General features: G+C 74.0%; 23 protein-coding genes. 12 read left to right on the plus strand and 11 right to left on the minus strand.

All coding sequences use genetic code 11. From position 1 onward, the window contains the following. Positions 1-1674: a glycoside hydrolase family 13 protein gene (locus ABGB06_RS25925; protein ID WP_347593510.1), complete on the minus strand. Its 1674-nt coding sequence runs from the start codon at positions 1672-1674 to the stop codon at positions 1-3. A 93-nt stretch (positions 1675-1767) separates the two neighbouring features. Further along, positions 1768-2811 (minus strand): LacI family DNA-binding transcriptional regulator, encoded by a 1044-nt coding sequence (locus ABGB06_RS25930; RefSeq protein WP_347593513.1) that lies wholly within the window; start codon positions 2809-2811, stop codon positions 1768-1770. 542 nt (positions 2812-3353) lie between these two features. On the opposite strand from ABGB06_RS25930, the gene ABGB06_RS25935 reads away from it, so the two are divergent. Then, positions 3354-3617, plus strand: coding sequence for a hypothetical protein (locus ABGB06_RS25935; protein WP_347593515.1), 264 nt, complete (start codon positions 3354-3356; stop codon positions 3615-3617). 357 nt (positions 3618-3974) lie between these two features. On the opposite strand, the gene ABGB06_RS25940 is transcribed toward ABGB06_RS25935, so the two are convergent. Next, positions 3975-5282, minus strand: coding sequence for a hypothetical protein (locus ABGB06_RS25940; RefSeq protein ID WP_347593518.1), 1308 nt, complete (start codon positions 5280-5282; stop codon positions 3975-3977). A gap of 291 nt (positions 5283-5573) precedes the next feature. Between ABGB06_RS25940 and ABGB06_RS25945 the strand changes: the two genes are divergently transcribed. After that, positions 5574-6200, plus strand: coding sequence for a TetR/AcrR family transcriptional regulator (locus ABGB06_RS25945; protein WP_347593520.1), 627 nt, complete (start codon positions 5574-5576; stop codon positions 6198-6200). Positions 6201-6258: 58 nt separating this feature from the next. Here the strand turns inward: ABGB06_RS25945 and ABGB06_RS25950 are convergent, their stop codons facing one another. Continuing rightward, positions 6259-6480 (minus strand): hypothetical protein, encoded by a 222-nt coding sequence (locus ABGB06_RS25950; RefSeq protein WP_347593523.1) that lies wholly within the window; start codon positions 6478-6480, stop codon positions 6259-6261. A gap of 91 nt (positions 6481-6571) precedes the next feature. Between ABGB06_RS25950 and ABGB06_RS25955 the strand changes: the two genes are divergently transcribed. Beyond that, positions 6572-7180: a helix-turn-helix domain-containing protein gene (locus ABGB06_RS25955; protein WP_347593526.1), complete on the plus strand. Its 609-nt coding sequence runs from the start codon at positions 6572-6574 to the stop codon at positions 7178-7180. Positions 7181-7282: 102 nt separating this feature from the next. Here the strand turns inward: ABGB06_RS25955 and ABGB06_RS25960 are convergent, their stop codons facing one another. The 3 genes from ABGB06_RS25960 to ABGB06_RS25970 form a co-directional block, all read right to left on the minus strand. Beyond that, positions 7283-7609, minus strand: a complete 327-nt coding sequence (locus ABGB06_RS25960) for a DUF202 domain-containing protein (RefSeq protein ID WP_347593528.1) — start codon at positions 7607-7609, stop codon at positions 7283-7285. Positions 7610-7670: 61 nt separating this feature from the next. Next, the gene (locus ABGB06_RS25965; protein WP_347593806.1) at positions 7671-8063 is read right to left on the minus strand and encodes a DUF202 domain-containing protein; all 393 of its coding nucleotides are present in this window, start codon (positions 8061-8063) and stop codon (positions 7671-7673) included. Positions 8064-8104: 41 nt separating this feature from the next. Then, complete coding sequence (locus ABGB06_RS25970; protein ID WP_347593531.1) at positions 8105-8821, minus strand: GntR family transcriptional regulator; 717 nt, start codon at positions 8819-8821, stop codon at positions 8105-8107. 214 nt (positions 8822-9035) lie between these two features. On the opposite strand from ABGB06_RS25970, the gene ABGB06_RS25975 reads away from it, so the two are divergent. The 6 genes from ABGB06_RS25975 (at position 9036) to ABGB06_RS26000 (ending at position 15947) form a co-directional block, all read left to right on the plus strand. Continuing rightward, positions 9036-9815 carry a 5-oxoprolinase subunit PxpA gene (locus tag ABGB06_RS25975; protein WP_347593534.1) on the plus strand — a complete coding sequence of 260 codons (780 nt, stop codon included), beginning with the start codon at positions 9036-9038 and terminating at the stop codon, positions 9813-9815. A 29-nt stretch (positions 9816-9844) separates the two neighbouring features. Further along, positions 9845-10519 (plus strand): allophanate hydrolase subunit 1, encoded by a 675-nt coding sequence (locus ABGB06_RS25980; protein ID WP_347593537.1) that lies wholly within the window; start codon positions 9845-9847, stop codon positions 10517-10519. Then, on the plus strand, positions 10516-11400 hold the full coding sequence (locus tag ABGB06_RS25985) for a biotin-dependent carboxyltransferase family protein (protein WP_347593539.1): 885 nt from the start codon (positions 10516-10518) through the stop codon (positions 11398-11400). Before ABGB06_RS25980 ends, ABGB06_RS25985 begins: the two co-directional genes overlap by 4 nt. 76 nt (positions 11401-11476) lie before the next feature. Continuing rightward, a complete protein-coding gene (locus ABGB06_RS25990) occupies positions 11477-13135 on the plus strand; it encodes an FAD-binding dehydrogenase (RefSeq protein ID WP_347593542.1) in 1659 nt (552 codons plus the stop codon). A gap of 184 nt (positions 13136-13319) precedes the next feature. Further along, positions 13320-14453 (plus strand): DUF2330 domain-containing protein, encoded by a 1134-nt coding sequence (locus ABGB06_RS25995; protein ID WP_347593544.1) that lies wholly within the window; start codon positions 13320-13322, stop codon positions 14451-14453. 174 nt (positions 14454-14627) lie between these two features. Further along, positions 14628-15947 carry an APC family permease gene (locus tag ABGB06_RS26000; protein WP_347593546.1) on the plus strand — a complete coding sequence of 440 codons (1320 nt, stop codon included), beginning with the start codon at positions 14628-14630 and terminating at the stop codon, positions 15945-15947. 76 nt (positions 15948-16023) lie between these two features. Here the strand turns inward: ABGB06_RS26000 and ABGB06_RS26005 are convergent, their stop codons facing one another. From ABGB06_RS26005 to ABGB06_RS26015, 3 genes are all read right to left on the minus strand, one after another. Beyond that, the gene (locus ABGB06_RS26005) at positions 16024-17724 is read right to left on the minus strand and encodes a BCCT family transporter (protein ID WP_347593548.1); all 1701 of its coding nucleotides are present in this window, start codon (positions 17722-17724) and stop codon (positions 16024-16026) included. A 285-nt stretch (positions 17725-18009) separates the two neighbouring features. Beyond that, positions 18010-19455 carry a glycoside hydrolase family 30 beta sandwich domain-containing protein gene (locus ABGB06_RS26010; protein ID WP_347593551.1) on the minus strand — a complete coding sequence of 482 codons (1446 nt, stop codon included), beginning with the start codon at positions 19453-19455 and terminating at the stop codon, positions 18010-18012. 61 nt (positions 19456-19516) lie between these two features. Beyond that, on the minus strand, positions 19517-22162 hold the full coding sequence (locus ABGB06_RS26015; protein ID WP_347593554.1) for a glycoside hydrolase family 3 C-terminal domain-containing protein: 2646 nt from the start codon (positions 22160-22162) through the stop codon (positions 19517-19519). Positions 22163-22321: 159 nt separating this feature from the next. Between ABGB06_RS26015 and ABGB06_RS26020 the strand changes: the two genes are divergently transcribed. Then, entirely contained in the window at positions 22322-22867 is a 546-nt protein-coding gene (locus ABGB06_RS26020; protein ID WP_347593808.1) for a TetR family transcriptional regulator, read from the plus strand. Between the two features lie 13 nt (positions 22868-22880). Here the strand turns inward: ABGB06_RS26020 and ABGB06_RS26025 are convergent, their stop codons facing one another. Next, entirely contained in the window at positions 22881-23408 is a 528-nt protein-coding gene (locus ABGB06_RS26025) for a MarR family winged helix-turn-helix transcriptional regulator (protein WP_347593556.1), read from the minus strand. Positions 23409-23468: 60 nt separating this feature from the next. Here ABGB06_RS26025 and ABGB06_RS26030 point away from each other — a divergent pair, with 60 nt between their 5' ends. Then, positions 23469-24587 carry a substrate-binding domain-containing protein gene (locus ABGB06_RS26030; protein ID WP_347593558.1) on the plus strand — a complete coding sequence of 373 codons (1119 nt, stop codon included), beginning with the start codon at positions 23469-23471 and terminating at the stop codon, positions 24585-24587. Positions 24588-24706: 119 nt separating this feature from the next. Beyond that, positions 24707-25957, plus strand: coding sequence for an urea ABC transporter substrate-binding protein (gene urtA, locus ABGB06_RS26035; protein WP_347593560.1), 1251 nt, complete (start codon positions 24707-24709; stop codon positions 25955-25957). The last annotated feature ends 5 nt before the right edge of the window (positions 25958-25962 follow it).

Below are 25962 nucleotides of genomic sequence, written 5' to 3' on the forward strand. Positions count from 1 at the left end.
TCAGGCGCGCGCGCCCCCGCCCCACAGCCAGACGGTGGTGTCGCTGGGCAGCCGGCCCCCGTCCAGCCGATCACTGGCCAGCAGCACGCCCCAGTTCCTGGGCAGGCTGAACGGCTCCGCCGAAAGGTTCACGGCGCACCGCAGGTCGGGCCCGCGCTCGAACGCCAGCACGCCCTCGGGCGCGTCCAGCCAGCGCAGCGAGTCGCCGCGGAACGACGGCTGTTCCCGGCGCAGCCGCAGCGCCGCCCGGTACAGCTCCAGCGTGGAGCCCGGGGTGCCCGACTGCTGCTGCGCGGTCAGCTGCCGCCATTCGGCCGGCTGCGGCAGCCACGGCTTGCTGCCCCGCGGCCCGAAGCCGAACGGGGCCTCGACCCCCGACCAGGGGATCGGCACCCGGCAGCCGTCCCGGCCGCGCACCGTGTGGTTGGACCGCTCCCACGTCGGGTCCCGAAGGAGCTCCTGCGGGATGTCCTCCACCTCCCACAGGCCGAGCTCCTCGCCCTGGTAGAGGTACGCGCTGCCGGGCAGCGCGAGCATCAGCAACGCCGCCGCCCGGGCCCGGCGGGTGCCCAGCTCCCGGTCGCACGGTCCGCCGTCGAGATCGCGCTCCTGGGTGCGCGTCTCGCCGCGGCCGTACCGGGTGACGTGCCGGGGCACGTCGTGGTTGGACAGCACCCAGGTGGCGGGGGCGCCGACCGGGGCCAGCGCGGTGACGCTGCCGTCGATCACCTCGCGCAGCGCGCCCGGCTCCCAGGACGACTTCAGGAAGGCGAAGTTGAAGGCTGTGTGCAGCTCGTCGGGCCGCAGGTAGTTGGGCAGCCGGTCGGGCCGGACGTGTGCCTCGGCCACGAACACCCGGTCGTCCGCGTACGAGTCGGCGATCTTCCGCCAGGTCTGGTAGATCTCGTGCACCGCGTCCTGGTCCCAGTGCGGGTGGTCGTCGCGGTGCCGATCGGTGTCGAAGAGCAGGTCGTCGGCTATGCCGAGGTCGGGCAGGGCGGGATCCTTGGCGAGACCGTGGGCGACGTCGATACGGAAGCCGTCCACGCCACGGTCGAACCAGAAGCGCAGCACCGACTCGAACTCGGCCCGCACCTCCCGGCTGCTCCAGTTGAGATCGGGCTGTTCGGCGGCGAACAGGTGCAGGTACCACTGGCCCGGGTTGCCGTCGGGACCCGTGGTGCGCGTCCAGGCCCGGCCGCCGAACCGGCTGCGCCAGTCGTTCGGCGGCAGCATGCCGCCGGGCCCCTTGCCGTCGCGGAACACGAACCGCTCGCGCTCGGGGGAGCCGGGCGGCGCCGCCAACGCCTCGAGGAACCAGGGATGCTCGTTCGAGGTGTGGTTCGGCACGATGTCGAGGATGACCCGCATGTCGAGGGCGTGCGCCTCGGCGATCATCTCCTCGGCGTCGGACAGCGAACCGAAGGAGGGATCGATGCCGCGGTAGTCGGCCACGTCGTAGCCGCCGTCCGCCATCGGCGACGGGTACCACGGATTGATCCAGACGGCGTCGATGCCCAGTTCCTTGAGGTAGGGCAGGCGGGCCCGCAGTCCGGCGATGTCGCCGATGCCGTCGCCGTTGCCGTCGGCGAAGCTGCGGATGTAGACCTGGTAGATGACGGCGCTGCGCCACCAGGGCACGGTCGGGTTCTGGTCGGTGCGGGTGCGGGGCACGAATCTTCCACTCCTCTTGCGAGTTGACCCTGCGAGAAGATGCGCGGTCTCACGACGGATCACCGCGCACGTGTGCGGCGGCTCCCGTGCTGGTCACGGTGCTTCCGGGTCCCGGTTCCTTCGGGGTCGGGCCGTCCGGACCGAGCCGGTGGTTCCCCGGACCACGAGTCGGGTGGGCACCACCACGCGGGTCGGCTCCTCGCTCGTCCCGGACAGCGCGTCCAGGATCTGTTGGGCGAGCAGCTCCCCCTGATGCGTCACGGGTTGCGCGATGGTCGTGAGATCGAGCAGCTCGGCCGTCTCGTGGTCGTCAAACCCGATGACCGAGACATCGTCGGGGGCCCGCAGGCCCATGCGATGGAGCGTCCGCAGAGCACCGAACGCCATCTGGTCCGATTCCGCGAAGACCGCGGTCGGAGGGTCGGGCAGGCTCAGCAGCTTGGCCATGGCCGAGGCGCCCTCGTCGATGCCGAAGTTGCCCGGCGCCTCCAGGTCGGGCTCGTAGGAGATGCCGGCCTGCGCCAGCACCGAGCGGTACGCGTGCTGGCGGACGATCGGGGTGGTGAAACCGCGGGGGTCGCCGAGGGCCCCGGTGATCATGCCGATCCGCCGGTGCCCGAGGTTGATCAGATGGCGCACGGCGGTGCTGGCGCCCTCGGCGTTGTCGATGGAGACGTGCCAACAGCCGGGGATGCGGGTGCCGAGCACGGCGATCGGCACCTCCATCGAGACCAGGGCCTCCGCCTCGGGCTTGGACAGCGGGAGGTTGAGCACGATCAGCGCGTCCACCCGGCGGCGCAGCGGCATCCGGTCGAAGAAGCGCTCGTGCACCCGGGCGTCGCCGAGGTTGTAGAGCAGCAGGTCCAGATCGTTGGCCCGTAACACCGAGTCGATGCCGGCCACCACCTGGCTGTAGAACCACCGGTTGACGAACGGGAGGACCACGCCGACGGTGCCGGTGCGCCCCGAGGCCAGGTTCGAGGCGTGCGGTGAGATCGAGTACGACAGCTCCTCGGCGGCGCGTAACACGCGTTCGCGCGTCGCCTCCGAGACGTTCGGCAGTCCACGTAACGCGCGCGAGACGGTGGCGGTGGACACCTCCGCCAACCGCGCCACGTCGATGATGCTGACGGCCATGGCCCCCTCCGATCAACGTCCCGTTGACGGCTGTGCGCAGAACGTACTGCCGAGAGCGCGCCGGATGCAATCGTTTACATGAAAAGATCTTGACCATTCGTCAGATTGGTGCGCAGAGAGACCAGGATGACGAGAGAGTCGCAGGTGAACCGCTTGGCGTCGTGATGTAAACGTATGCATCGAATGATGACGGGAAGCGTTCGGTGGCCGACCGAGGGCGCCCGGTTCCGCGCCCGTTGCATTCGCGCCTCAGCAAACGGGTGACGCGCCCGGCGCGGGGCGGCCGGCCGGGTGGGCGGCGGCGCGGTGAACCGAATGGGTGATTCCTCCTTGGGGGTGGGGTTCTGATGGCACATGTCGGGCCTGGCCGGATGCGGAAGCACGGCGCGTACCGGGGTTTTTCGCGTGGAACGTGAATCCGCCGCGTTCGTCAACCCCGTTGCCGGGAAAGGTGAATCGTGGGGCCGGGATACCCACGGGTGCTCGTGTGGCGTTAGGGTTACCCTGCCCGGACCGGGTGCCCTCGTACGGGTGGGAGAGTCATGAAGCAGATAACAGCGCGCAGCAGGCCGCGGGTGCCGGCCGTCGACTGCGGAAGCAGCGCCAGCGGCGCGCGGCTGGAGCGCCATCTGAGCGTGCTCTCCGGCCCCGTCGTTCCGCACGAGGAGGCCGAGGAGGCGACCTCGCTCATGCGCGAGCTGACCGCGCGAGACGAGGCACGCACCCGGCGCAACCGTGGCGCGCGCGTCCACCTGCTGGCACCCCTGCGCCGCCTGCGCCGCTCGCTCTTCGGCGGACGCGGCTGACCGGGCCCGTCCGGAGCCCCGAAGGCCGTCCCCGCCCGTGGACACGGCGCGCCCACGAGGCGTGATCAATATCACTGATGCCTGACGTTTCGTCAGTCCTGACCGGTCGCCGAGCCGCACCCGGACGGCTCGGCGACCGCATGTGACGCATCCTCCGCTCCCGCCGCGCACCCCCACCCTCCCCGCCACCCGGTCCCGTCCCCGCGGCCCCGCCCAGGCCGCCTGCGCCCCACGTCACAGGCGTCTTCGGCGTGAGGGAGCCGGTTTCCGGCTCGAACGGCCTCGGCCGTCCGGGTGTTTCGGCACTCCGGCGTTCCCGTCGCGCTCCCGTCCCGCCTCGCTGGGTGCCGCGACCGGTCAGCGCCCGAGGGCCGACCGGGCCAGCAGCTCCGCCACCCGTTTGCGGTTGCGATGAGGACGGAGGGCCTGGCGCATGTCCCTGAGGGCGCGTTCCGCGTCACCCGAGCGCAGCCGCTCCCGCGCCACCAGGAAGCTCTCCCAGGCCGCGCACGCCTCGTCGAGGCGCCCGGTGCGCAGCAGCAGCTGACCGCACCTGGCCTGGGTCAGCGCGTGTCCGCGCACGTCGGAGGAGGCCCGCTCGGCCGCCGCCCGGCGCAGCGTGCCCAGCGCCCCGGCCAGGTCGCCGAGCGCGTCCAGCGCCGTCGAGGTCTGGAAGAGCAGCGCGGCCCGCGGATACCGGTCGAACGGCGCCGAGCCGCCGTCCGCGCGCTCCGCCGCCCGCTCCGCGCGGTTCAGCGCCGTGAGCGCCCCGCGCCGGTCGCCGCTCACCGCGAGCACCACCGCCAGCTGGGCCTGCACGTACGACTGGTGCGCGGCGGGCGCGCCGCGCACGCCGCAGGCCGCGGCGTCGGCCAGCTGGAGTGCCGACGGCAGGTGCCCCAGGCGCTGCGCCTGGGCGCTCATCGCGCGCAGCACCACGCTCCAGGACGTCCGGTCGCCGGACTCGCCGGCCAGCCAGTGGGCGTGCGTGTAGTAGCGCTGCGCCACGCCGTGCCGCTGGCCGTCCTCGTACATCCGGGCCAGCAGGAACGCCAGGCGGGACGCGGCCACCAGCAGCTCCCGGCGCAGCCGGGCCGGCTGGTGCGCCGACAGCAGGGGGGCGACGTCGTCGGCGAGATACGCGGCGAGCGCGCTGCGCGCGTGCCGGCCGCCGTGCGTGTCGATGGAGGCGGCGAAGAAGGCGACCGCGTCGTGCAGCGCCGTCGTGGCCGAGGTGCGGGAGCCGAGCGGCTCCTCCGGCTGGGGGAGGCGCGGCGCCCGCGGCACCACCGCCTCCGCCACCTGGTACGGGCGCTGCTGGAGCGGGGCCCGGCGGGTGGCGTCCGCGTCGGAGCGGCACAGCGCGACGAAGCGGCCCACCGGATCGACGGAGGCCGGCTCGTCGGGGCCGGCGGGGAAGCCCGCCGCCTCGGTGGTGATGGTCCGGCCGAGCCGCCGGGTCAGCGCCTCCGCGGCGAGCTGCGGGACGGGATGCCGGGGTCGGGTGCCGGCCAGCCAGTGCGCCACGGCGGTGCGGTCGTAGCGCAGGTCCGCGCCGATCTCGCCGCCCAGCGTGTTCACCGCCCTGGCCAGCGCCCCCTGGGTCCAGTCAGCCTCGTCCAGCAGCACCCGCAGTCGGTGGTTGGGGGCGCGCCGTTGTGTCATGGGTCCTTGTTCTCACGCCGGCGGACGGGTCGGCAGGGCGCACGGTGGCACGGCCTCCGGCCGGTGCGAGACGCCTTGCGTCCGGGCCACACGATCGGGTTGCTTTTCCGGCATTTGGTCACGCCCCGGAGGCAACGGCCGGGCGATGGATTGACCGTGACGACATGAACGATCCGTGCCTCTACGCCGCTGCCCGCCCGGCCGCTAAGCGCCTGCTCACCGCACTGGTGTACGGTGATGGATCGCGCCGGACCACCGGTCGCACCAGCCCGACGAGAGGGTCAAGCGCGCATGGCAGGCCGGACCGGGACCGAGACCGTGCCCGGCGCTGAGACGCCGTCGACGCCGTCGGGCGCCCCCCAACGTCTGCTCAGCGCGGCCGTCGAGGCGTTCGCGGAGCACGGCTTCCACGCCACCACGACGCGCGACATAGCGGGCCGCGCCGGCATGAGCCCGGCCGCGCTCTACATCCACTACCGCACGAAGGAAGAGCTGCTCTACCACATCAGCCGGCTCGGGCACGAGCGCTCCGTGCGGATCCTCACCGAGGCGTCCGCGCGCCCCGGCGGCGCGGCGGAGCGGCTGTCCGCGGCGATCGGCGCGTTCGTCCGGTGGCACGCCGACCGGCGCGCCACCGCCCGGGTGGTGCAGTACGAACTGGGGGCGCTCGCCGACGAGCACGCGACCGAGATCCGCGGGCTCCGGCGACGCTCCAGCGAGATCCTGCGGGCCATCCTGGCCGGCGGGGTGGCGGCGGGGGAGTTCCGGATCGACGACGTGCGCACCACGGCGCGCGCCATGCTCTCGCTGTGCGTGGACGTCGCCCGGTGGTTCGACCCGGCGGGGCCGGAGAGCTCCGAGCGCCTGGCCGCCCGCTATGCGGACCTCGCCCTCCGGATGGCCGGCGCGTCGCGCTGACGCGCCGGCCATCCGGAGGGCGAGGCGGGCGCCGCGGCCCGGCCGGCGCCCCGGACAGCTAGCCACGCACGGCCGGTGAACCGGTGACGACCCGCAGTTCGGGCCGTCCGGCGTGGCTCTCCGGGGCCGGCTGGTCCGGGCCCGTGGGCGCGCCGACGGGAGCCGTGGCCGACGAGGCCCCGGCGCTCGGCGTCCGGCCGTGCCGGATCGCGTGGCCCGCGTCGATTCCGTAGCCGAACGCGCGCAGGGCACCGGGCAGCGAACCGAGTATCCGCATCATGGCAGCCTCCTCCGAAGCTTCACCTATACTGATCTGTGAACCTGTCTACGAGACTACTACACAGATCTGTGAATGCAAGGGGGTGTGCGCGATGGCCGCCGCCAGGTCGCCCCGCACCGACGACCAGCTGACCCCGGGTGCCCGGCGCATCCTGGAGGTCGCCTCCGAGCTCTTCTACCAACGCGGCATCCACGCGGTGGGCGTCGACACCATCGCCGCCGAGTCCGGCGTGACCAAACGGACGCTCTACGACCGCTTCGGCTCCAAGGACGGCCTGCTGCTCGCCTATCTGGAGAGCAGGGACCGCCGATGGCGCGACCTGGTCGGCGCCCGCCTGGACGCGGTGCCTCCGGAGGACCGGGTCCGACGGGTCCTGGTGCCCTTCGAGGTGCTGCCCGAGTGGCTGGCGGCGTCCGAGCGGGGCTGCAGCTTCATCAACGCCTTCGCCGAGCTGCCCGAGCCCGACCATCCGGGGCGTCAGGTGGTGGTGGCCGAGAAGAAGTGGCTGCGGACGCTGTTCCACGAGCTGCTCGTCGAGGCCGGCGCCGCCCGCCCCGACGAGCTCGCCGTGCAACTGCTGACGCTGCACGAGGGAGCCATAGTCAGCAACGCCATCGCCGAGGAGCCGAGCGCCGCGCAGCTCGCCCACGCCGCCGCCCGAACCCTGGTGACCGCGGCGCTCGGCGACCCCCCGGGATAGCCAGCGGGCCGGCGGCGACGCCGTGTTGGGGAGGCGCGGTCACGGTGAGGTCCGGCCGGACCGGAGCGCGGCCCGCGCGGCCTCACCCCCGGCCGGGCGTCCTCACGCCGTGGCGACCAGCAGCAGCGCACCCAGCAGCGCGCTGAGCGCGATCAGCCCGGCCGCTCTCCGCACCGTGGACTCCTCCGCGGCGGGCGGCCGGCGGTCGTCCGCCAACGCCCGGATGCGCCGGTGCGCCAGTATCAGGAAGCCGACCCACAGCAGCGCCTGCAGCGCCACCGCGACCACCGCGGCCGACGGGACGCCGTCCTCCGAGACCACGAGCTTGCGCGCGGCCAGCACCACCACCAGCGTGAAGGTCAGCGTGGTGCGTCGCCACGCGAGCCGGGTGCGCTCCGGCTGGGCCCCGGGGTCCCGCGCGACGTTCATCCCCGGTCCCGGCGGTCCCGGCGTTCCCGGTGCGCCGGACGGTCCCGGCGCACCGGGCCCATCAGCCGGCACCGCCGAGCAGCACCGCGAGGATCACTATCACCGACGCCATCACCGTGCACACCGCGAGGGCCGCGGGGAAGCGGCTCTGCGGCAGGTCCTCGCCGCGCCGCATGGCCCGCTCCGAGAGCACCCAGTGGTTCACGGCGCGGATCGCGCACAGCGCGCCCGCCACCAGAAGCACGAGCGAGATGGTCGTGCGGGCACCCCAGCGCAGGTCCGTCAGGAACTGGTCCACCGCGATGCCGCCGGCCACCAGCGCCAGCGCGGTGCGCAGCCAGGCGAGGAAGGTGCGCTCGTTGGCCAGCGAGAAGCGGTAGTCGGGGGTGGCGCCCTCGGCGCGCACGCGACGCGGCGAGAACCACAGCCGCACCGCGTCCAACGCCTCTCGCATCATGCTGTCGAGCCTACGTCCCGCTCGACCGTTCGGCAGATTCAGGCCAGCTGACGTGCGTACGCCTCCGACAACTCGCCCAGCGAATCCCGCAGGTAGGAGGCCAGCAGGGTCTCCGCTCGCCGGGCGTCGCCCGCCCGCAAAGTGGCCAAAATCTCGTCGTTGCGCACCAGGTACGGCTCGTGGAAACCGCGGGTGTCCGGCATCACCTGGAAGACCAGGCGGAGCTCGGCGAGCACGCCGCGCATCAGCTCGTCGGTCCGCGGGCTGCCGGCCAACGCCACCAGCTCCCGGTGGAAGCGGATGTTCGCGGTCCCCAGCTCCCGCCACGCCTCCGACCGCCGCGCCCGGCGGCCCGCCGCGACGGCCGCCGCCAGGCCGTCCAGCGGATACGGCGGCGCGCCCAGCTCCCGCAGCACCGCGCATTCCACCAACCGGCGCACCCGGTAGAGGTCGACCAGGTCCTCGACGGTGACCACGCGCACGAAGACCCCGCGGTTCAGCTCGTGCACGAGCAGCCGCTCGTGGGTGAGCAGCCGGAACGCCTCGCGCAGCGTGTTCCGCGAGACGCCGAGCCCGCCGCCGATGGCCTCCTCGGACAGCCGGCTGCCGGGCGCGAAGAGGCCCTCGGCGATGCGGGTCCGCAGGATGTCCGCGACCCGCTCGGCGGTGCTGGTCCGCGCCAGCAGCACGCGGTCGCTCGCCAGCGTCGCCTCCGCGCCGCCCGGGCTTTCGGTGCCGCTCTCGGTGCTCCCCACGACCCGACAGTCAACCCCGGCCAACACCACCGGTCAACACGAGGATTGCCGAATCGTTCAACAATCCCTAGGGTGGGGTCGGACGTGAACCATGGTCCACCGCGTGGAATCTCTGGAGGGGGCACGCCATGACACTCGCCACGATCCCGCTCGACACCGCGGACCCCGGGCACCCGTCCGTCACCGGCGTGCGCGACGAGGAGCATCTGCGGCCATGACCTCAGCTGGGCCCGAGCGTCAGCTCATCGACCTCAACGCCGACCTCGGCGAGGGCTTCGGCCGCTGGCGGCTGACCGACGACGACGGTCTGCTGTCCGTCGTCACCAGCGCCAACGTGGCCTGCGGCTTCCACGCCGGCGATCCCGCGACGATGCGCCGGGTCTGCGAGCTCGCCGTCGAACGCGGCGTGACCATCGGCGCGCACGTCGGCTACCGGGACCTCGCCGGCTTCGGCCGCCGCGGCATGGACGTCCCGCCGGACGAGCTCGCCGCCGAGACCGCCTACCAGATCGGCGCGTTGACGGCCTTCGCCCGCGCCGCCGGGGGGCGGGTGGCGTACGTCAAACCGCACGGCGCGCTGTACAACCGCGCCGTGCGGGACGGCGAGCAGGCCCGCGCCGTGGTCGACGGGGTGCTCCTGGCCGGCGGCCGGCTGCCGGTGCTCGCGCTGCCCGACTCGCACGTGCTGGCGGCCGCCGCCGACGCCGGGCTGCCCACGGTGACGGAGGCGTTCGCCGACCGGGCCTACGCGGCGGACGGCACGCTGGTGCCGCGCCGGGAGGAGGGCGCGGTGCTCGTCGAGGCGGAGGCCGTGATGGCCCGGTCCGTGCGGATAGCGACGAACGGGGAGGTGGTCGCCCGGGACGGCACCACGATCCCGGTCCGCGTGCGCTCCCTGTGCCTGCACGGGGACACCCCGGGGGCCCTCGCGCTGGCCGGCCGGGTGCGCGCCGCGCTGGAGGTGGCCGGCGTCGGCCTGGCGGCGTTCGCGTGACCGGCCCCGGGGCGCGGGACCGGCGGACCGTGCGATGGCCGGGCCCCGCCGGCCGGGGCGTCGTGCGGCTCGTGGGGGAGCACGCGTTGCTGGTCGAGTTCGGCTCGGGCGAGGACGCGCTGGCCCTGCACGCCGAGCTGGGCCGCCGCCGGGCGGCCGGCGCGTTCGCCGCGCGGGACATCGTGCCCGCGGCCCGCACCGTGCTGCTCGACGGCGTGCCCGACCCCGAACGGCTGGCCGCCGAGCTCGCCGACTGGCCGCTGCCCCCGCTCACCGCCGGCGCCGGCCCTCTGGTCGAGATCCCGGTGCGCTACGACGGCCCCGATCTGGCGGACGTCGCCGCGCTCTGGGGCGTCACGCCGGAGCGGGCCGCGCGGATCCACGCCGAGCCCGAGTACCGGGTGGCGTTCTGCGGGTTCAGCCCCGGCTTCGGCTATCTCACCGGCCTCGCCGACCGCTACGCCGTGCCGCGCAGGGCCACGCCGCGCACCCGGGTGCCCGCCGGCTCGGTCGCGCTGGCCGGCCCGTACGCCGGCGTCTATCCGAGCGCCTCGCCGGGCGGCTGGCAGCTGATCGGCAGCACCGACGCCCGGTTCTGGGATCCGGCCAGGGACCCCGCCGCGCTGCTCGCGCCCGGCACCCGGGTCCGTTTCCTACCGGATCCCCGGGCCGACCCCGGCCCGGCCCCGGAGCCCGTCGGATGACCGACCGGGCCGTCGCCGTGACCCGGTGCGGCGCGCTGACCACCGTGCAGGACCTCGGCCGCGCCGGGCTCGCCCACCTCGGCGTGCCGCGTTCCGGGGCCCTCGACCTGCCCGCCCACCGGTTGGCGAACCGGCTGGTCGGCAACCCGCCGGGGGCCGCCACCCTGGAGACCACGCTGACCGGCTGCGCGCTGCGCCCCCGCTGCCCGGTGACGGTCGCGGTGACCGGCGCGCCGAGCCCGGTGACCGTGGACGGCCGCCCCGCGCCCTGGGGCGCGGCGGTGCGGGTGCCGGCCGGCGCGGAGCTCGTCGTCGGTCCCGCCACCGCGGGAGTGCGCGGCTACCTCGCCGTCGGCGGCGGCGTCGCGGTCCCGCCCGTGCTCGGCAGCCGCGCCACCGACCTGCTCTCCGGGCTCGGCCCGCCGCCGCTGGCCGACGGCCAGGTGCTGCCGCTGGGCCCGCCCGGCGCCCCGCCGCCCGCCGCCGACGCGGTGCCGCACCCCGCGCCGCCCGCCGTGCTGTCGCTGCGGCTGCGCCCCGGCCCGCGTGACGACTGGTTCCCGGCGGACGCCCTCGACCTGCTGGCGCGCGGCGACTACCAGGTGGCCTCCGCCAGCAACCGGGTCGGGCTGCGCACCGCGGGCCCGCCGCTGCGCCGCGCCCCGCACGCCGAGGGCGCCGAACTGCCCAGCGAGGGCATGGTGCTGGGCGCGGTGCAGCTGCCGCCCGACGGGCGGCCCGTGGTCTTCCTGGCCGACCACCCGACCACCGGCGGCTATCCGGTGATCGGGGTGGTGCCGGAGGCCGACCTGGCCGCCGCCGCCCAGGCGGCCCCCGGCACCCCGGTGCGCTTCCTGCCGCGCGGCGCGCCGCGGCGCTGACCGCCGGGACGGTTGACGCGGCAGGCGCGGGCGCCGAAGATCGACGCGACCTACGCACCGGGGAGGGCGCGCCACCATGGCCTACGACGCCGACGCCATCGTGATCGGGGCCGGCCTCGCCGGCCTGGCCGCCACCGCCGAACTGGCCGACGCCGGGCGCCGGGTGATCCTGCTCGACCAGGAGCCCGAGGCGTCCCTGGGCGGCCAGGCGCACTGGTCGTTCGGCGGCCTGTTCCTCGTCGGCTCGCCTGAGCAGCGCCGGCTGCGGGTCCGCGACGACCGCGAGCTCGCCTGGCAGGACTGGCTCGGCACGGCCGGCTTCGACCGGGCCGAGGACCACTGGCCGCGCCGCTGGGCCGAGGCGTACGTGGACTTCGCCGCTGGCGAGAAGCGGTCCTGGCTGCGGGGCCTCGGCGTCCGCTTCTTCCCCGTGGTCGGCTGGGCCGAGCGCGGCGGCTACGCCGCGACCGGGCACGGCAACTCCGTGCCCCGGTTCCATATCGTCTGGGGCACCGGGCCCGCGCTCGTCGAGGCGTTCGCCCGCCGGGTGCGGGAGGCGGTCGAGCGCGGCCTGGTCGAGCTGCGGTTCCGGCACCGGGTCACCGGCCTGACCGCCACCGGGGGCGCCGTGGACACCGTCACCGGGGAGCTGCTGGCGCCCAGCGCGGCCCGCCGCGGCACCGCGAGCAACCGCCAGGTCACCGGCGCGTTCGAGCTGCGCGCCCAGGCCGTGCTCGTCACCTCGGGCGGCATCGGCGGCAACCACGACCTGGTGCGGGAGCACTGGCCGGAGCGGCTCGGCACGCCGCCGCGGCGGATGCTGTCCGGCGTGCCCGCGCACGTGGACGGCGAGATGCTCGGCGTCGCCGAACGGGCCGGCGCCCGGCTCATCAACCGCGACCGGATGTGGCACTACACCGAGGGCATCGCCAACTGGGATCCGGTCTGGTCCCGGCACGGCATCCGGATCCTGCCGGGCCCCTCCTCGCTGTGGCTGGACGCGACAGGAGAGCGGCTGCCGGTGCCGCTCTTCCCCGGCTTCGACACCCTCGGCACCCTGGAGCACATCGTCCGCACCGGGCACGAGCACACCTGGTTCGTGCTCAGCCACCGGATCATCGAGAAGGAGTTCGCGCTCTCCGGCTCCGAGCAGAACCCCGACCTCACCGGACGCAGCGTGCGCAAGCTGCTCGGCCGGGTGCGCTCCGGCGCCCCGGGCCCGGTCCAGGCGTTCCTCGACCACGGCGTCGACTTCGTGGTGGAACGCGAGCTGTCCGCCCTGGCCCGCGGCATGAACGAGCTGACCGGCGAGCCGCTGATCGACGCGGACCAGCTGCGCCGCGAGGTCGAGGCCAGGGACCGGGAGATCGGCCACCGTTTCACCAAGGACCTCCAGGTCACCGCGATCCGGGGCGCCCGGGGCTATCTCGGCGACCGGCTGATCCGGGTCGCCGCCCCGCACCGTCTCCTCGATCCGGCCGCGGGTCCGCTGATCGCCGTGCGGCTCAGCGTCCTCACCCGGAAGACGCTGGGCGGCCTGGAGACCGACCTGGCCGGGCGGGTGCTCGCCGGGGACGGCGCCGAGCCGCTGCCCGGCGTCTACGCGGCGGGCGAGGCGGCGGGCTTCGGCGGCGGCGGCATGCACGGCTACCGGTCCCTGGAGGGCACCTTCCTCGGCGGCTGCCTGTTCTCCGGCCGCGCGGCGGGCCGCGCGGCGGCCCGCGCCGTGTCCTGACCACCGGCCGGCGGCCGGGGGGAACCGGATCCCGCTCCGCCCCGTCGATGGAGACGAACGGCGGTACGGGCGGCGGTACGGGGGAGAGGAAGGGCCGATGGCTCGGCGGGGGAACAGCCCGAGGGAAACGGTGGGGTCGGTGGGGTCGGTGGGCCTGAGGGACACCAGGCGAACGCCGCGGGGGGTGGCGCGCCGGCGGCGCGCGCTGACCGTGGTGCTGTCGCTGGTGGTCGTCCAGCTGGTCGCGCTGGCCTGGCCGGCGTACGCCTGCGGCTGCGGCGGCATGGTGGTCGACGAGCGGGACGAGCTGTACGTCGAGCAGGAGACCTCGGCGATCAGGTGGGACGGTGAGACCGAGGAGATCGTCATGAGCCTGACCGTCGGCGGCGACGCCGCGGAGGCCGCCTGGATCATGCCGGTGCCCCACCGCGCCGAGGTCGAGCTCGGCGACGAACAGCTCTTCGACGACCTGTGGAGCGCGACCCGTCCGGAACAGCGGGACCGCCACTACTTCTGGCCCCGGGAGGGCGACTGGCCGCGGTCCGACGGCGGCGACGGGGCCGGCGCGGCCGCGCCGGAGGACGGGGCGGTGGGCGCGGCGCCGCCGGTCGACGTGGTCAGCCGGGACCGGCTCGGCCCGTTCGACGTGGCCCGGCTCACCGCCACCGACCCCGACGCCCTGGAGACCTGGCTCTCCGACCACGGCTTCGCGCTGCCCGACGATCTGGCGCGGGAGCTCCGGCCGTACGTCGAGCGGGAGTGGGAGTACGTCGCGGTCCGGCTCGCGCCGGCGGAGGACGGCGCCGAGGACGTGGTGCTCGGCGGCACGCTCGACCCGCTGCGCCTCAGCTTCGCCTCCGACGAGCTCGTCTACCCGATGCGGCTGTCCCGCCTGGCCGACGTGGACCAGTCGTTGAAGCTCTACGTCCTCGCGCCGCACCGGATGGAGCCGTCGAGCGCCATCGGCGGCGCGGAGCCCCGGGTCAGCTACGCGGCCCGGTTCGCGCCCGAGGAACTGCCGGCCGGCCCGGCCCGCGAGCTGGCGGGCGACGGCGCCTTCGTCACCGTGCTGGAGCAGGAGTTCCCGCGCCCCGAGGCGATCGACGGCGACCATGTGCTGCGGCCGGCCGCCGAGGACACCGAGTACGTCCCGGTGGAGTACACGGACCGGCTGCTCACCTGGGGCGGCGTGCCGGCCTGGCTGGTCACGGTGACCGGCGGCCTGGTGCTGGTCGCCGTGACGGCCTGGCAGGCCACCCGCCGGCTGGTCAGGCGCCGCCACCACCTCGCGCTTCTCGGCGTCCATCCGGGCCGCTGATCCGGCCCACCACGCGCCGGCGAGCCCCTGGCCCGTTTCCGCCGCCCGGGTGACGTGGCCCGATCGGGGTACTGGCAGCTGTCCGGAGGACCGAGGAATCGGGGAGAGCGGCGAAGACTCCTCGTCTTCCGTCTCCACTGACGCAGCTTGGTACCTGACGGGCGGGAGTGCACCGTGACCACCGGATCCGTGGCCGAGAGGGCCGAGGGAACGCCGCTGAAGCGGGCGCTCACCACGCCGCTGCTGTTCCTCTTCATCCTGGGCGACACCCTGGGCGCGGGGGTGTACGTGCTGGTGGGGCAGGTCGCGGGCGAGGCGGGTGGGGCCGTGTGGGCGCCGCTGCTGGTCGCGCTCGGGCTCGCGTTGCTGACGGCCGGCTCGTACGCGGAGTTGGCGACGAAGTACCCACGGGCCGGCGGGGCGGCGCACTACACGAAGCTGGCCTTCGGCTCCTTCCCCGCCCTCGTCGTCGGCTTCTGCATGCTGGCGGCCGGCATCGTCTCGGTCGCCGCCCTGGCCCGTGGGTTCGCCGGTGACTACCTGACGGCCTTCGTGACGCCGCCGGTCGCCCTGGTGGCACTCCTGTTCCTGGGCGCGTTGGCCCTGCTGAACCTCAGGGGCATCTCCGAGTCGATGCGGGCGAACGTGGTGGCCACGGTGATCGAGCTCACCGGCCTCCTCCTGATCGTCGGGCTCGGCATCTGGGTGGCGCTGCGCGGCGACGGGCACTACACGGATCTGGCGGAGCTCGGCACGCCGGAGCACGGCGCGGCCATGGCGGTCGTCAACGGCGCGGTGCTCGCCTTCTATTCGTTCGTGGGCTTCGAGACCTCGGTGAATCTCGCCGAGGAGACCCGGGACCCCCGCCGGTCCTATCCCCGCGCGCTGTTCGGGGCGCTGGGGCTCGTCGGGGTGGTCTACGTGCTGGTGGGCGTCGCCGCGAGCATCTCGGTGCCGACGGAGCGACTGGCCGCGTCGAGTGGACCCCTGCTGGAGGTCGTCGAGACGGCGGGCGGCGTCCCCGACCAGCTGTTCAGCGCGATCGCCCTGGTGGCCGTGGCGAACGGCGCCCTGCTCACGGGCATCATGTCCTCGCGCCTGGCGTACGGCATGGCGCGCGACCGGCTGCTGCCCTCGGTGCTGGCCCGGGTGCTGCCGGGACGGCGCACCCCGTGGGTGGCGATCGTCTCGACCACGGCGCTGTCGATACTGCTCGCTCTGACGGGTGACGTGGTCACCCTCGCCTCGACCCTGGTGCTGCTGTTGCTCATCGTCTTCTCGGCGGTGAACTGCGCGGTCCTGGCGCTGCGGCGGGAGCGCGGCGGGGCCGAGCACTTCCGGGTGCCGAGCGTCGTGCCCGTGCTGGGGGTGCTGTCGTGCGTGCTGCTCGCCACGCGGATCGAGGCCGAGGTGTGGCTGCGCGGACTCGTGGTCCTGGGCATCGCCCTCCTGCTGGCCCTCGCCGCGGAATCCCGCCGGTCCCGCGACGGCTGACCGGCGCCCGACATGCTGCGGCGCCGGGGCTCGTCGCCCCGGCGCCGCGGCATGCGGTGGCCCGCAGGCCGGAGGACTAGCCGGTGCCCTCCCGCTCGTCCGCGCGCTGCCGCGCGTCCTCCGGGGTGACGCCGTTGCCGGGGGCGATCGAGATCTCGAAGTCGCCGTCGTACCGCTGGTGACCCTGGATGACCGCCATCTCCATGACCTCGTCGCCCTTCTCGCCGCGCAGGATCAGCGGGTCGCGGCGGAGGTCCCGCATGAAGGCGAAACACATCCCGATCATCACCAGGGTGAACGGCACCGCCGCCAGGATGGTCAGGTTCTGTAGACCGTCGAGCGCGGTACTCTCCTCCCCCTCCTTGCCGCTGCTGGCACCGACCGCCAGCATGATCGCGGCCACCGCGCCGGTCAGCGCGCCCCAGAAGATGACGACGAGACGGTCCGGCTCCAGCGTGCCGCGCTGCGAGAGCGTGCCCATCACGATGGACGCCGCGTCGGCGCCGGACACGAAGAAGATCCCGACGAGGACCATCACGATGAGCGCGGTGAAGCTCGCCACGGGGTACTCCCGCAGCACCGCGAACAGCTGGCCCTCGGTGGTGCCCTCCTCGGTGAGGTTCACCCCCTGTTCCTGCTGGCGCATGGCCGTGCCGCCGAAGACGGCGAACCACACCAGGCTGACCGCGCTCGGCACCAGGATCACGCCGCCGACGAACTGCCGGATGGTCCGGCCCCGGCTGATCCGGGCGATGAACATCCCGACGAACGGCGTCCAGGAGATCCACCAGGCCCAGTAGAAGACGGTCCAGTCGCCCAGCCACGCGCCGACGTCCTCGCCCGTGCTGGCCTCCGTGCGGGCGGCCATGCCCGGCAGGTCGCTGAGGAAGGAGCCGAGCGACGTCGGGATCAGGTCCAGGATCACCACGGTGGGGCCGGCGATGAAGACGAAGACCACCAGGGCCGCGGCCAGCACCATGTTGATGTTGGACAGCCACTGGATGCCCTTGGCCACCCCCGAGACGGCCGAGAGCACGAACGCGAGCGTCAGGCCGGCGATGACCAGCACCAGCAGGCCGGTGCCCACGTCCTCCATCCAGTCGAGCTCCTCTATGCCGCTGCCGATCTGCAGCGCGCCCAGGCCCAGCGACGCGGCCGAGCCGAAGAGGGTGGCGAAGATCGCCAGAATGTCGATGACCCGGCCGGTCGCGCCGTTGGCCTGTTTCTCGCCGATCAGCGGCGTGAAGACCGCGCTTATGGTCTGCCGCCGGCCGCGTCGGAACGCGCTGTAGGCGATCGCCATGCCGACCACCGCGTAGATCGCCCACGGGTGCAGCGTCCAGTGGAAGAGCGAGGTCGCCATCGCCGTGGACATGGCCTCGCCGGAGTCCTGCGGGTTCGTGCCGGGCGGCGGGTTGGTGAAATGCCAGAGCGGCTCGCTCACGCCCCAGAACATCAGGCCGATGCCCATGCCCGCGCTGAACATCATCGCCACCCAGGAGACCGTACGGAACTCCGGTTCCTCGCCCTCCTTGCCCAGCGTGATCCGGCCGTACCTGCTGGCCGCCAGCCACAGGGCGAAGACCACGAACGCCGAGGCCGCGAGCACGAACGCCCATCCGGCGTTGTGAATCACGTCCGTGAGCAGGTTCCCCGAGAACTCGGCAAGCCCGTCGGAGGCCGTCGCGCCCCAGATCACGAAGGCGAGTGTCAGTACGGCGGTGACCCCGAAGACCACCACGTCCGTCCGACCGCTGAGTGTCGCCCGCGGTGACATCAGGCCTGGTGAGCCGTCCTTCGCCGCTGGCTGTTTGTCGCCTGGCACGCTGTCCACCTATCTGTCTTCACGATTCATGTGCGGAGCGGCTACCCGACATCTCTTCACACATGCGTACCGATTTCTGTTTCCTGAGTGTGGAGAAGCCCACCCCGGCCAGCACGCATTCCGTTGTATCTTCCCGGTCACGTTGCTATCTGAATTAGGTAAAGAACGCGCCGGAAACGGGGTCTCCGCGCGGTTCCCGGTGCTCGTCCCGAACTACCGGGAACCGCGCGGAGCAGGTTACGCCGGGTTCCAGGTGAAGGTGGCCACAGCGCCGGCGGGCAGGGTGTAGCCGAGCGAGACGCCCTCGTCCGTGATCGAGAAGTCCTGGGCGGTTCCGGAGGCGTTCACCACGTACGCGACCCGGGTGCCGTCCGGGTTCTCGAAGACGACGTTCTGCACGCCGCCGGAGCCCTGGCTGGTGGAGCCGACGCGGACCGCGCCGGGGTCGACGAACTTCGTCAGATGCCCGAGCACGTAGTACTCGGCGCCGCGGGTCACGGTGCCGTCGGAGGCGATCTCCACCACACCGTTGCACCGGTCGTCGCAGTGGCCCTGGTGCGGGCCGCCGTTCTCGTCGAGCGCGAGGTTCCAGGTCAGCACGGTCTCGTCGCCGGAGCGCAGGTTCCGCACCACGAGGTTCTCGGCCTGCCACCTGAGGCTGTCGCTGAAGGTCTGACTCGGCGAGGCGCTGTCGGTGCCCGAGCACTCGGTGAAGAAGACCCGCTCGCCCGCGTCCCGCAGCTGCGCCTCGGCCTCGGGGCTGCCCCCGTAGCAGTGGAACGCGCCGCCGAGCACCCGGTCGAGGTCCGCGGTGGCGGCGAGCACCTCCAGGGGGTACTCGGGGTGGTCCCAGTTGTGGTCGTAGGCGAGGAGGTTGGTCGGCAGGTTCGCCGCGGTCAGCGCCGCGTCCAGCACCCGGAGGAACTCGGCCTGCTCCGCCGCGGACATGCCCATCGACGGGTAGCTGGTCTCGAAGAGCGGCTCGTTCTGCACCGTGAGGTCGGTCAGCTCCACGCCCTCGCCCGCGTACGCCTGGACGGCCCGGACCAGGTAGTCGGCGTAGTCCTGGTAGTTCTCCTGGCGCAGGGTCCCGCCGTTGAGCGAGCCGCTGGTCTTCATCCAGGCCGGCGGGGACCAGGGGCTGCCCATCAGCCGGATGTCGGGGTTGATCGCCAGCGCCTGCCGGAGCACCGGGATGATCTCCTGGCGGTCCCGGTCGATGCCGAACTGTCCCGAGGTGTCCTCGTAGGTGTAGAAGTCGCCGGCGTTGAAGTCGGTGCTGCCCAGCGGCTGCCGCAGGTAGTTCAGGCCGATGCCGGCGTCGCCGGTGCCGAACAGCGACTCCAGCAGCGCGTCCCGGTCCGCCTGCGGCAGCTCGCCGATCAGGTGCGCGGACGCCTCGGTGACCGAGGCGCCGGCGCCGGTGAACGGTTGCTCGCGTTGGCCGGCGTCGACCCGGATGTCGACCGACTGCGGCGCGCCGTCGAAGGACACCTCGCCGGCCGGGGCCAGGGCGCTGCCGCCGTCCGACGTGGTGATCCACACCTGGGCGGTGGTCGGGGCACCCTGCGCGGTGCCGGTCGTGCCAACGAGGCCGACGCCGGTGCCCAGTAGCGCGAGCACGCCGGTGGCGACGGCGACGCGGCGTCCGCCGGGAAACCGCCGCAGAATTGTAGTGCTCATGACAATCTCTCTTCTCTCGTTCTCCGTTTTCTTCTTTCTTCTCTCGGGTCTCCCCGGCGCCTCAGCGAGGCGCCGTCGTGCTGTCGTCCCCTCCGGTGATCAGAACGTCGACGGTCAGCCGCAGGTCGCGGCTGGACCGCCCGATCCTCAGCCGGTATTGGCCCGGCGGCGTGCGCCAGCCGCCGGCCTCCGGGTCCCAGACCCGGAACGCCCGGGTCGGCACCACGACCGGCACGTCGGCGGTGGCGCCGGCCTGCACGTCCGCCCCGGCGAACCCGGCCAGCGTCCGCACCGGCCGGTCGCCGCCCTCGGGCGGCGTCTCCAGGTACACCTGCACGGTCTCCCGCCCGGCCCGGGGCCCGGTGTTGCGCAGCCGCACGGTCAGCCGCAGCGCCTCGTCCGGCGGGCGCCGCGCCGCCTCGGTGGTGACGGACTCGTACGCCCAACTCGTCCAGCCCAGGCCGTGCCCGAACGGGAACGCCGGCGTCCGCCCCGCGCGGTCCCAGGCGCGGTGTCCGATGTGGCGTCCCTCGGCGTAGTCCACGACGCCGTCCACCGGCCGGGCGTGCGGCACGGGCACGTCCTCGGCGCGGGCGGGCAGCGTGCAGGGCAGCCGGCCGGTCGGCTCGGTGCGGCCGAGCAGCACGTCGGCGAGCGCGTGTCCCGCCTCCTGGCCCGGCAGCCAGGCCCACAGCAGCGCCGGCACCTCGTTCGCCCACGGCAGCGGCACCGGCGCCCCCGCGTTGACCACCACGACGGTGCGGCGGTTGGCCGCCACCACCCGGCGGACCAACTCGACCTGGCGGCCCGGCAGCTCCAGGCCGACCCGGTCCCAACCCTCCGACTCGACCTCCTCGTTGGTGCCGACCACCACCACGGCGACGTCGGCCCGGGCGGCCGCGGCCACCGCTTCGGCGATCTCCTCCTCGACGGAGGGTCCGGGCCGCCGGTGGCGCAGGTGGGCGGTGACGAACCGGCCGTACCCGTCGGCGTCCACCACCGTGAGCTCCGCCTCGACCCGCACCCGGCGCGGCCGGTCGGCCACGTCGAACGCGGCGGTCGTGGTGGGCGGATGGTCGTGCACGGACTCCAGGATCAGCTCCACACCACGGTCGTCGTCGCCGGTCGCGAGCACCTCGCCGTCCACCCGCACCAGGAAGCGGCCGACGGCCCCGACCTCCAGCCGGTGGGTGCCGGGCTCGGCCAGGGTCAGCACGGTGCGCAGCAGCACCCGGTGGGTGCCGGCGGGGAAGTCGCGGTGGCCGCCCCAGTCACCGGTGGCCCGCACCGCGCCGCCCAGCCGGGCCCCGGCGGCGTCCAGGTAGTCGGCGCGCACGCCCGGTCGGTGCCGGTCCTCGGGGTCGCCGGTCAGCCCGGCCGCGACGAACGGAGCGTGCCGGCGGGCGTCGCCGCCGCGGTGCACGCTCAGCCCGACGCCCTCGGGCAGCGCCGCGCGCAGCCCCGCCACGAACCCCACCGTGCGGATCGCGGGCACGAACGCGCTGCCGCCGCCCTGGAGATACGGGGACACGGCGTTCGGCCCGACCAGCGCCACGCTTCGCAGGCCGGCGCCGGCCGGGTCCAACGGCAGCAGCCCGTCCGCGTCGCGGAGCAGCACCATCCCACGGGCGGCGGCCCGCCGCAGCAGCGCGAACTCCGCCTCCCGCGGCGCCGCGGCCTCGGCCGCGACCCGGGCCTCGGCGTTCGCCGCGGGCGACGGCGGCGGCGCCTCGTCCGGCGCCCACGGCGCGGTGAGCCGGCCCACCCGCCGCGCCAGCCGGAGCAGGCGCAGCACCTTGTCGTCCACCAGCGCCTCCGGCACCGCGCCGGCGCGCACGGCGGCCACCAGCCGGTCGCCCCAGGGCCCGACCGGGCCCGGCATCACCAGGTCGAGCCCGCCGACGGCCGAGGCCGCGGTCGAGCGGGTGGCGGCCCAGTCGCTCACCACCGGACCCGCGAAGCCCCATTCGCCCTTCAGCACGCCGCGCAGCAGCCCGGCGTGCTCGGTCATCGGCGCGGCCTCCGTGCCGTCGTCCACTCCCGAGTAGGCGGCCATGACGAGCCACGCGTCGGCCTCCGCCAGCACCGCCTCGAAGGGCGCGAGGTAGACCTCGCGCAGGGTGCGCTCGTCCACCCGGGAGCGGTAGCGGGTTCGGTCGGTCTCGGACTCGTTGGCCACGAAATGCTTCGGGCAGCCCGCCACGCCGGCGGCCTGGAGGCCGCGCACCACGGCGGCCGCGAGCGCGCCGGTGAGCAGCGGGTCCTCGGCGAGGTACTCGAAGTGCCGGCCGGCGACCGGGGTGCGCTGGAGGTTGACCAGCGGGGCCAGCACCCCGTCCACGCCCTTGCGGCGGGCCTCCACGGCGAACAGCGCGCCCAGCCGCTCCGCCAACTCCGGGTCCCAGGTGGCGCCCACGGCGGCCGGCGCCGGCGCGAGCAGCCCGGTGGCGCCCCGTTCCCCGCCCGTGCCCCGCACGCCCTGCGGCCCGTCCGACAGCGTCACGGGATGCAGCCCGAGCCGCGGTTCGGCGGGCAGCGCCCAGGTGCTGGCCCCGGTCAGCAGCCGCACCCGTGCCTCCAGCGGCAGGGCGCGCACCCGCCGGACCAGCTCGGCCTCGTCCGGAGCGGCGCCCGAGGCGACGGCCGCGGTGCCGTCCAGAGTGCCGTCCCCGGCGGTGGTCGACGGCGGGCTGGAGAGGGAGGTCATGCCGGGAGTCTAGGGCACCTACTGACCACTTAGTAAGTGCCCCTCCGGAAGATTCTCGCCGGCCCCTCAGCGTTCCCGGACGGGGCCCGTAGACTCCTCCCGGTGAGAGGGAAAAGCACGCAGCACACCGGGGAGCGGCGGCGCGAGGAGATCCTGCGCATCGCGATGGAGACGTTCGCGACGCGCGGGTACCACAACGCCTCACTGGCCGAGATCGCCGAGCGTGCCGGCCTCACCCAGGCCGGCGTGCTGCACTACTTCCGCTCCAAGGCGGGGCTGCTCACCGGCGTGTTGGAGCTCAGGGACCTCTCCGACCGGCAGGAGCTGGGCGCCGAGCGGGCCCACGGGCTGGACTTCCTGCGCCACCTGGTGGACACGGTCCGGCGGAACGCCACCCGCGAGGGCATCGTGCGGCTGTACGCGGTGCTCTCGGCGGAGAGCGTCACCGAGGGGCATCCGGCCCAGGCGTACTTCCGCGACCGGTACGACGGCCTGCGCGCCATGGTGGTCGAGGCGCTCCGGGAGGCCCGCGACCGCGGCCAGGTGCGCGCCGACCTGGACGTGGAGACCGCCGCGACCACCATCATCGCGATCATGGACGGCCTCCAGGTGCAGTGGCTGCTCGCCCCGGACGCGGTGGACATGGCCGCCGCCACCCAGCAGGCGATCGACGCCCTGCTGGGCATCGCCACCGAACGCGCCTGATCCGGACCGGTCCTCAGCCGTCCCGCGCCGCTCCTGCGCCGGGCATCCGGTCCGCGCGGTCCGCGCGGTCCGCGGACTCCAGCCGGGTCACCAGGCGGTCCAGGAGCCCCGCGAGCAGCTCGTCGTCGCCGCCTCCCGGCAGCAACTCCCAGCTGGCGCGCACCCGCTCGTCCAGCCGGCGGCACAGCTCCAGCCCGCGAGGGGTGAGGAAGCCCAGGATCCGGCGCCGGTCCAGCGGGTCGACCCGGCGGTGCACGACGCCGTCGTCCACCAGCTGGTCCACCAGCCGGGTCAGCGTCGGCGGCGGCAGCAGCGCCCACTCCGCTATCGCCGTCATGCCGTGGCCCTCCCCGTCGGAGAGCAGGCACATCACCCGCCACGCCTCGACCGAGCAGCCGGACTCCTCCAGCACCGCGCGCAGCCGGCGCGCGGACAGCCGTTCGGCCCGGGTCAGCAGCCCGGCCACGTCCGTGGGCGGGCCCCCGGACCCGGGAGCCGCGACGGCCTCCCGGCGCTGCTCAGGCGGTACGAACTCGCGCATCTCGCTCCCCGGACCTGTCTCGGCCGACGGCCCCATCCTACGGTCCGCCATCATGGGGCGGTGACGCACAGGGATGACGCTCGGCCACCGGGGCCCCTCGCCCCGGAGCCCGGGACGCTGGGCGTCGCGCTGGTGGTTCCCCGGCAGGGCCCGGCCGGCATCTTCGGGCCCGCCTGCGAACTGTGCGCGCGGCTGGCCACCGACGAGGTGAACCAGGCGGGCGGCGTGCTCGGCCGCGAACTGCGCCTGGTCACCGTGGACGGCGGGGCGCGCCCGGCCCGGGTGGCGGCCGAGGTCGAGGCGCTGGTCTCGGCCGGCATCGTGCACGGCGTCACCGGCTGGCACATCTCCTCGGTCCGGCAGGCGCTGGCCCCGCTGGTCGCCCACCGGGTGCCGTACGTCTACACCGCGCTCTACGAGGGCGGCGAGGACTCCGCCGGCGTCTTCCTCACCAGCGAGACGCCGGACGGCCAGCTGCGTCCTGCCATGCGGCTGCTGGCGGCCGAGCGCCGGGTGCGGCGCTGGTACGTGGTGGGCAACGACTACGTCTGGCCCCGGCGCACGGCCCGCGCCGCATACGCCTACGCGAGGGAGACCGGCGGCGGCATCTGCGGCGAGAGCTACCTCCCGCTGGGCACCCACGACTTCGCCGCCGCGCTGACCCGCATCGAACGGCGGGCCGCCGACGCCGTGCTGATGCTGCTGGTGGGCAGCGACGCGGTGCGCTTCAACCGGGCCTTCGCGGCCGCCGGACTCGACCAGCGCTGCCTGCGGCTGAGCACGCTGATGGACGAGAACATGCTGGCCGCCAGCGGCCCCGACGCCACCCGCGGACTGGCCGCCACGGGTGGCTTCTTCGACGCCCTGGCGACCGCCGACACCCTCGACTTCCACGGCCGCTACGCCGCCAGGTTCGGCCTGAACTCCCCGGCGCCCAGCGCGTTGGGGGAGTCCTGCTACGAGGGCGTGCTGCTGCTCGCCGCGCTGATCACCCGGGCCAGGTCCTGGCAGGTGCCGGCGATCGAGGGGGCCGCGGAACAGGTCAGCTACGAGGGCGCGCGCGGCCTGCTGCGGCTGAACCGCCGTCACGTCAGGCAGCGGATCTACCTCGCGGAGGCCGAGGGACTGGACTTCTCGGTGACCGCCGACCTCGACGCCTGGAGCGGCCCGGGACCGTGATACTTCCGAACGGAAGTATTAATGGGCGCGAAACGCCGGAGAAACAGCTCCCTCTGAAGCTGTGGCATGTCCTCGTCGGGCAACGCCGGCCCGGCCACCCCGCTCAAGGAGGTTCCGACATGCCCAGAGCCCGGGTAGATCGGTTGATCGCCTGTCTGATTGCGTTCGCCGCAGCGATCGCCCTGACCGCTTGCGGGGCCAGGACCGGTGAGCAGCCGTCGGGTGACGCCGCGGAGGTGGACACCTCGGGCGACACCATCAAGGTGGGCCTGCTCAACTCGCTCTCCGGCACCATGGCCATCAGCGAGGTCACCGTGCGCGACGCGCTGATGCTGGCCATCGACGAGATCAACGCCGACGGCGGCGTGCTGGGCAAGCAGATCGAGCCGATCAGCGAGGACGGCGCGTCCGACTGGCCGACGTTCGCCGAGAAGTCGGAGAAGCTCATCCAGGAGGACCAGGTCGCGGCGGTCTTCGGCTGCTGGACCTCGGCCAGCCGCAAGGCGGTGCTGCCGGTCTTCGAGCAGAACCGCTCGCTGCTCTTCTACCCGGTGCAGTACGAGGGGCTCGAACAGTCGCCGTACATCTTCTACACCGGCGCCACCACCAACCAGCAGATCGTCCCGGCCCTGGACTACCTGCGCGAAGAGGGCGCCCGCTCGCTCTACCTGGTGGGCAGCGACTACGTCTTCCCGCGCACCGCCAACCGGATCATCAGGGAGTACGCGTCCGCCCACGACATGGAGATCGTCGGCGAGGACTACGCGCCGCTCGGCTCCACCGAGTTCGGCACCATCGCCAACAAGGTGGAGTCCTCGGGCGCCGACGCGGTGTTCAACACGCTCAACGGCGACAGCAACGTCTCGTTCTTCAAGGAGTACGACTCCTCGGGACTCACCGCCGAGACCATGCCGGTGATGTCCGTGTCCATCGCGGAGGAGGAGGTCAGGTCCATCGGCGCGGAGTTCCTGGAGGGCCAGCTGACCTCCTGGAACTACTACCAGACCACCGAGGGCGCGGCCAACGACCGCTTCGTCAGCGCCTACCAGGACCGGTACGGCGCCGACCGGCCCACCTCCGACCCGATGGAGGCCGCCTACACCTCGGTCTACCTCTGGAAGGAGATGGTCGAGGCGGCCGGCTCCTTCGAGGTGGCGGACGTCAAGGCCGCCGCCGCCGAGGGCGGCATCACCTTCGAGGCGCCCGAGGGCCTGGTCACGGTGGACGGCGAGACCCAGCACCTCTTCAAGACCGCCCGGATCGGCCGGATCGGCGCGGACGGTCAGATCACCGAGGTGTGGAGCTCCGGGGAACCGATCGAGCCCGACCCGTACCTGCACGGGTACGACTGGGCCGGGGAACTGGCCTGAGGCCC

Origin of the sequence: Streptomyces sp. B6B3, assembly GCF_039871525.1 — a bacterium.
Taxonomy (GTDB): domain Bacteria; phylum Actinomycetota; class Actinomycetes; order Streptomycetales; family Streptomycetaceae; genus Streptomyces.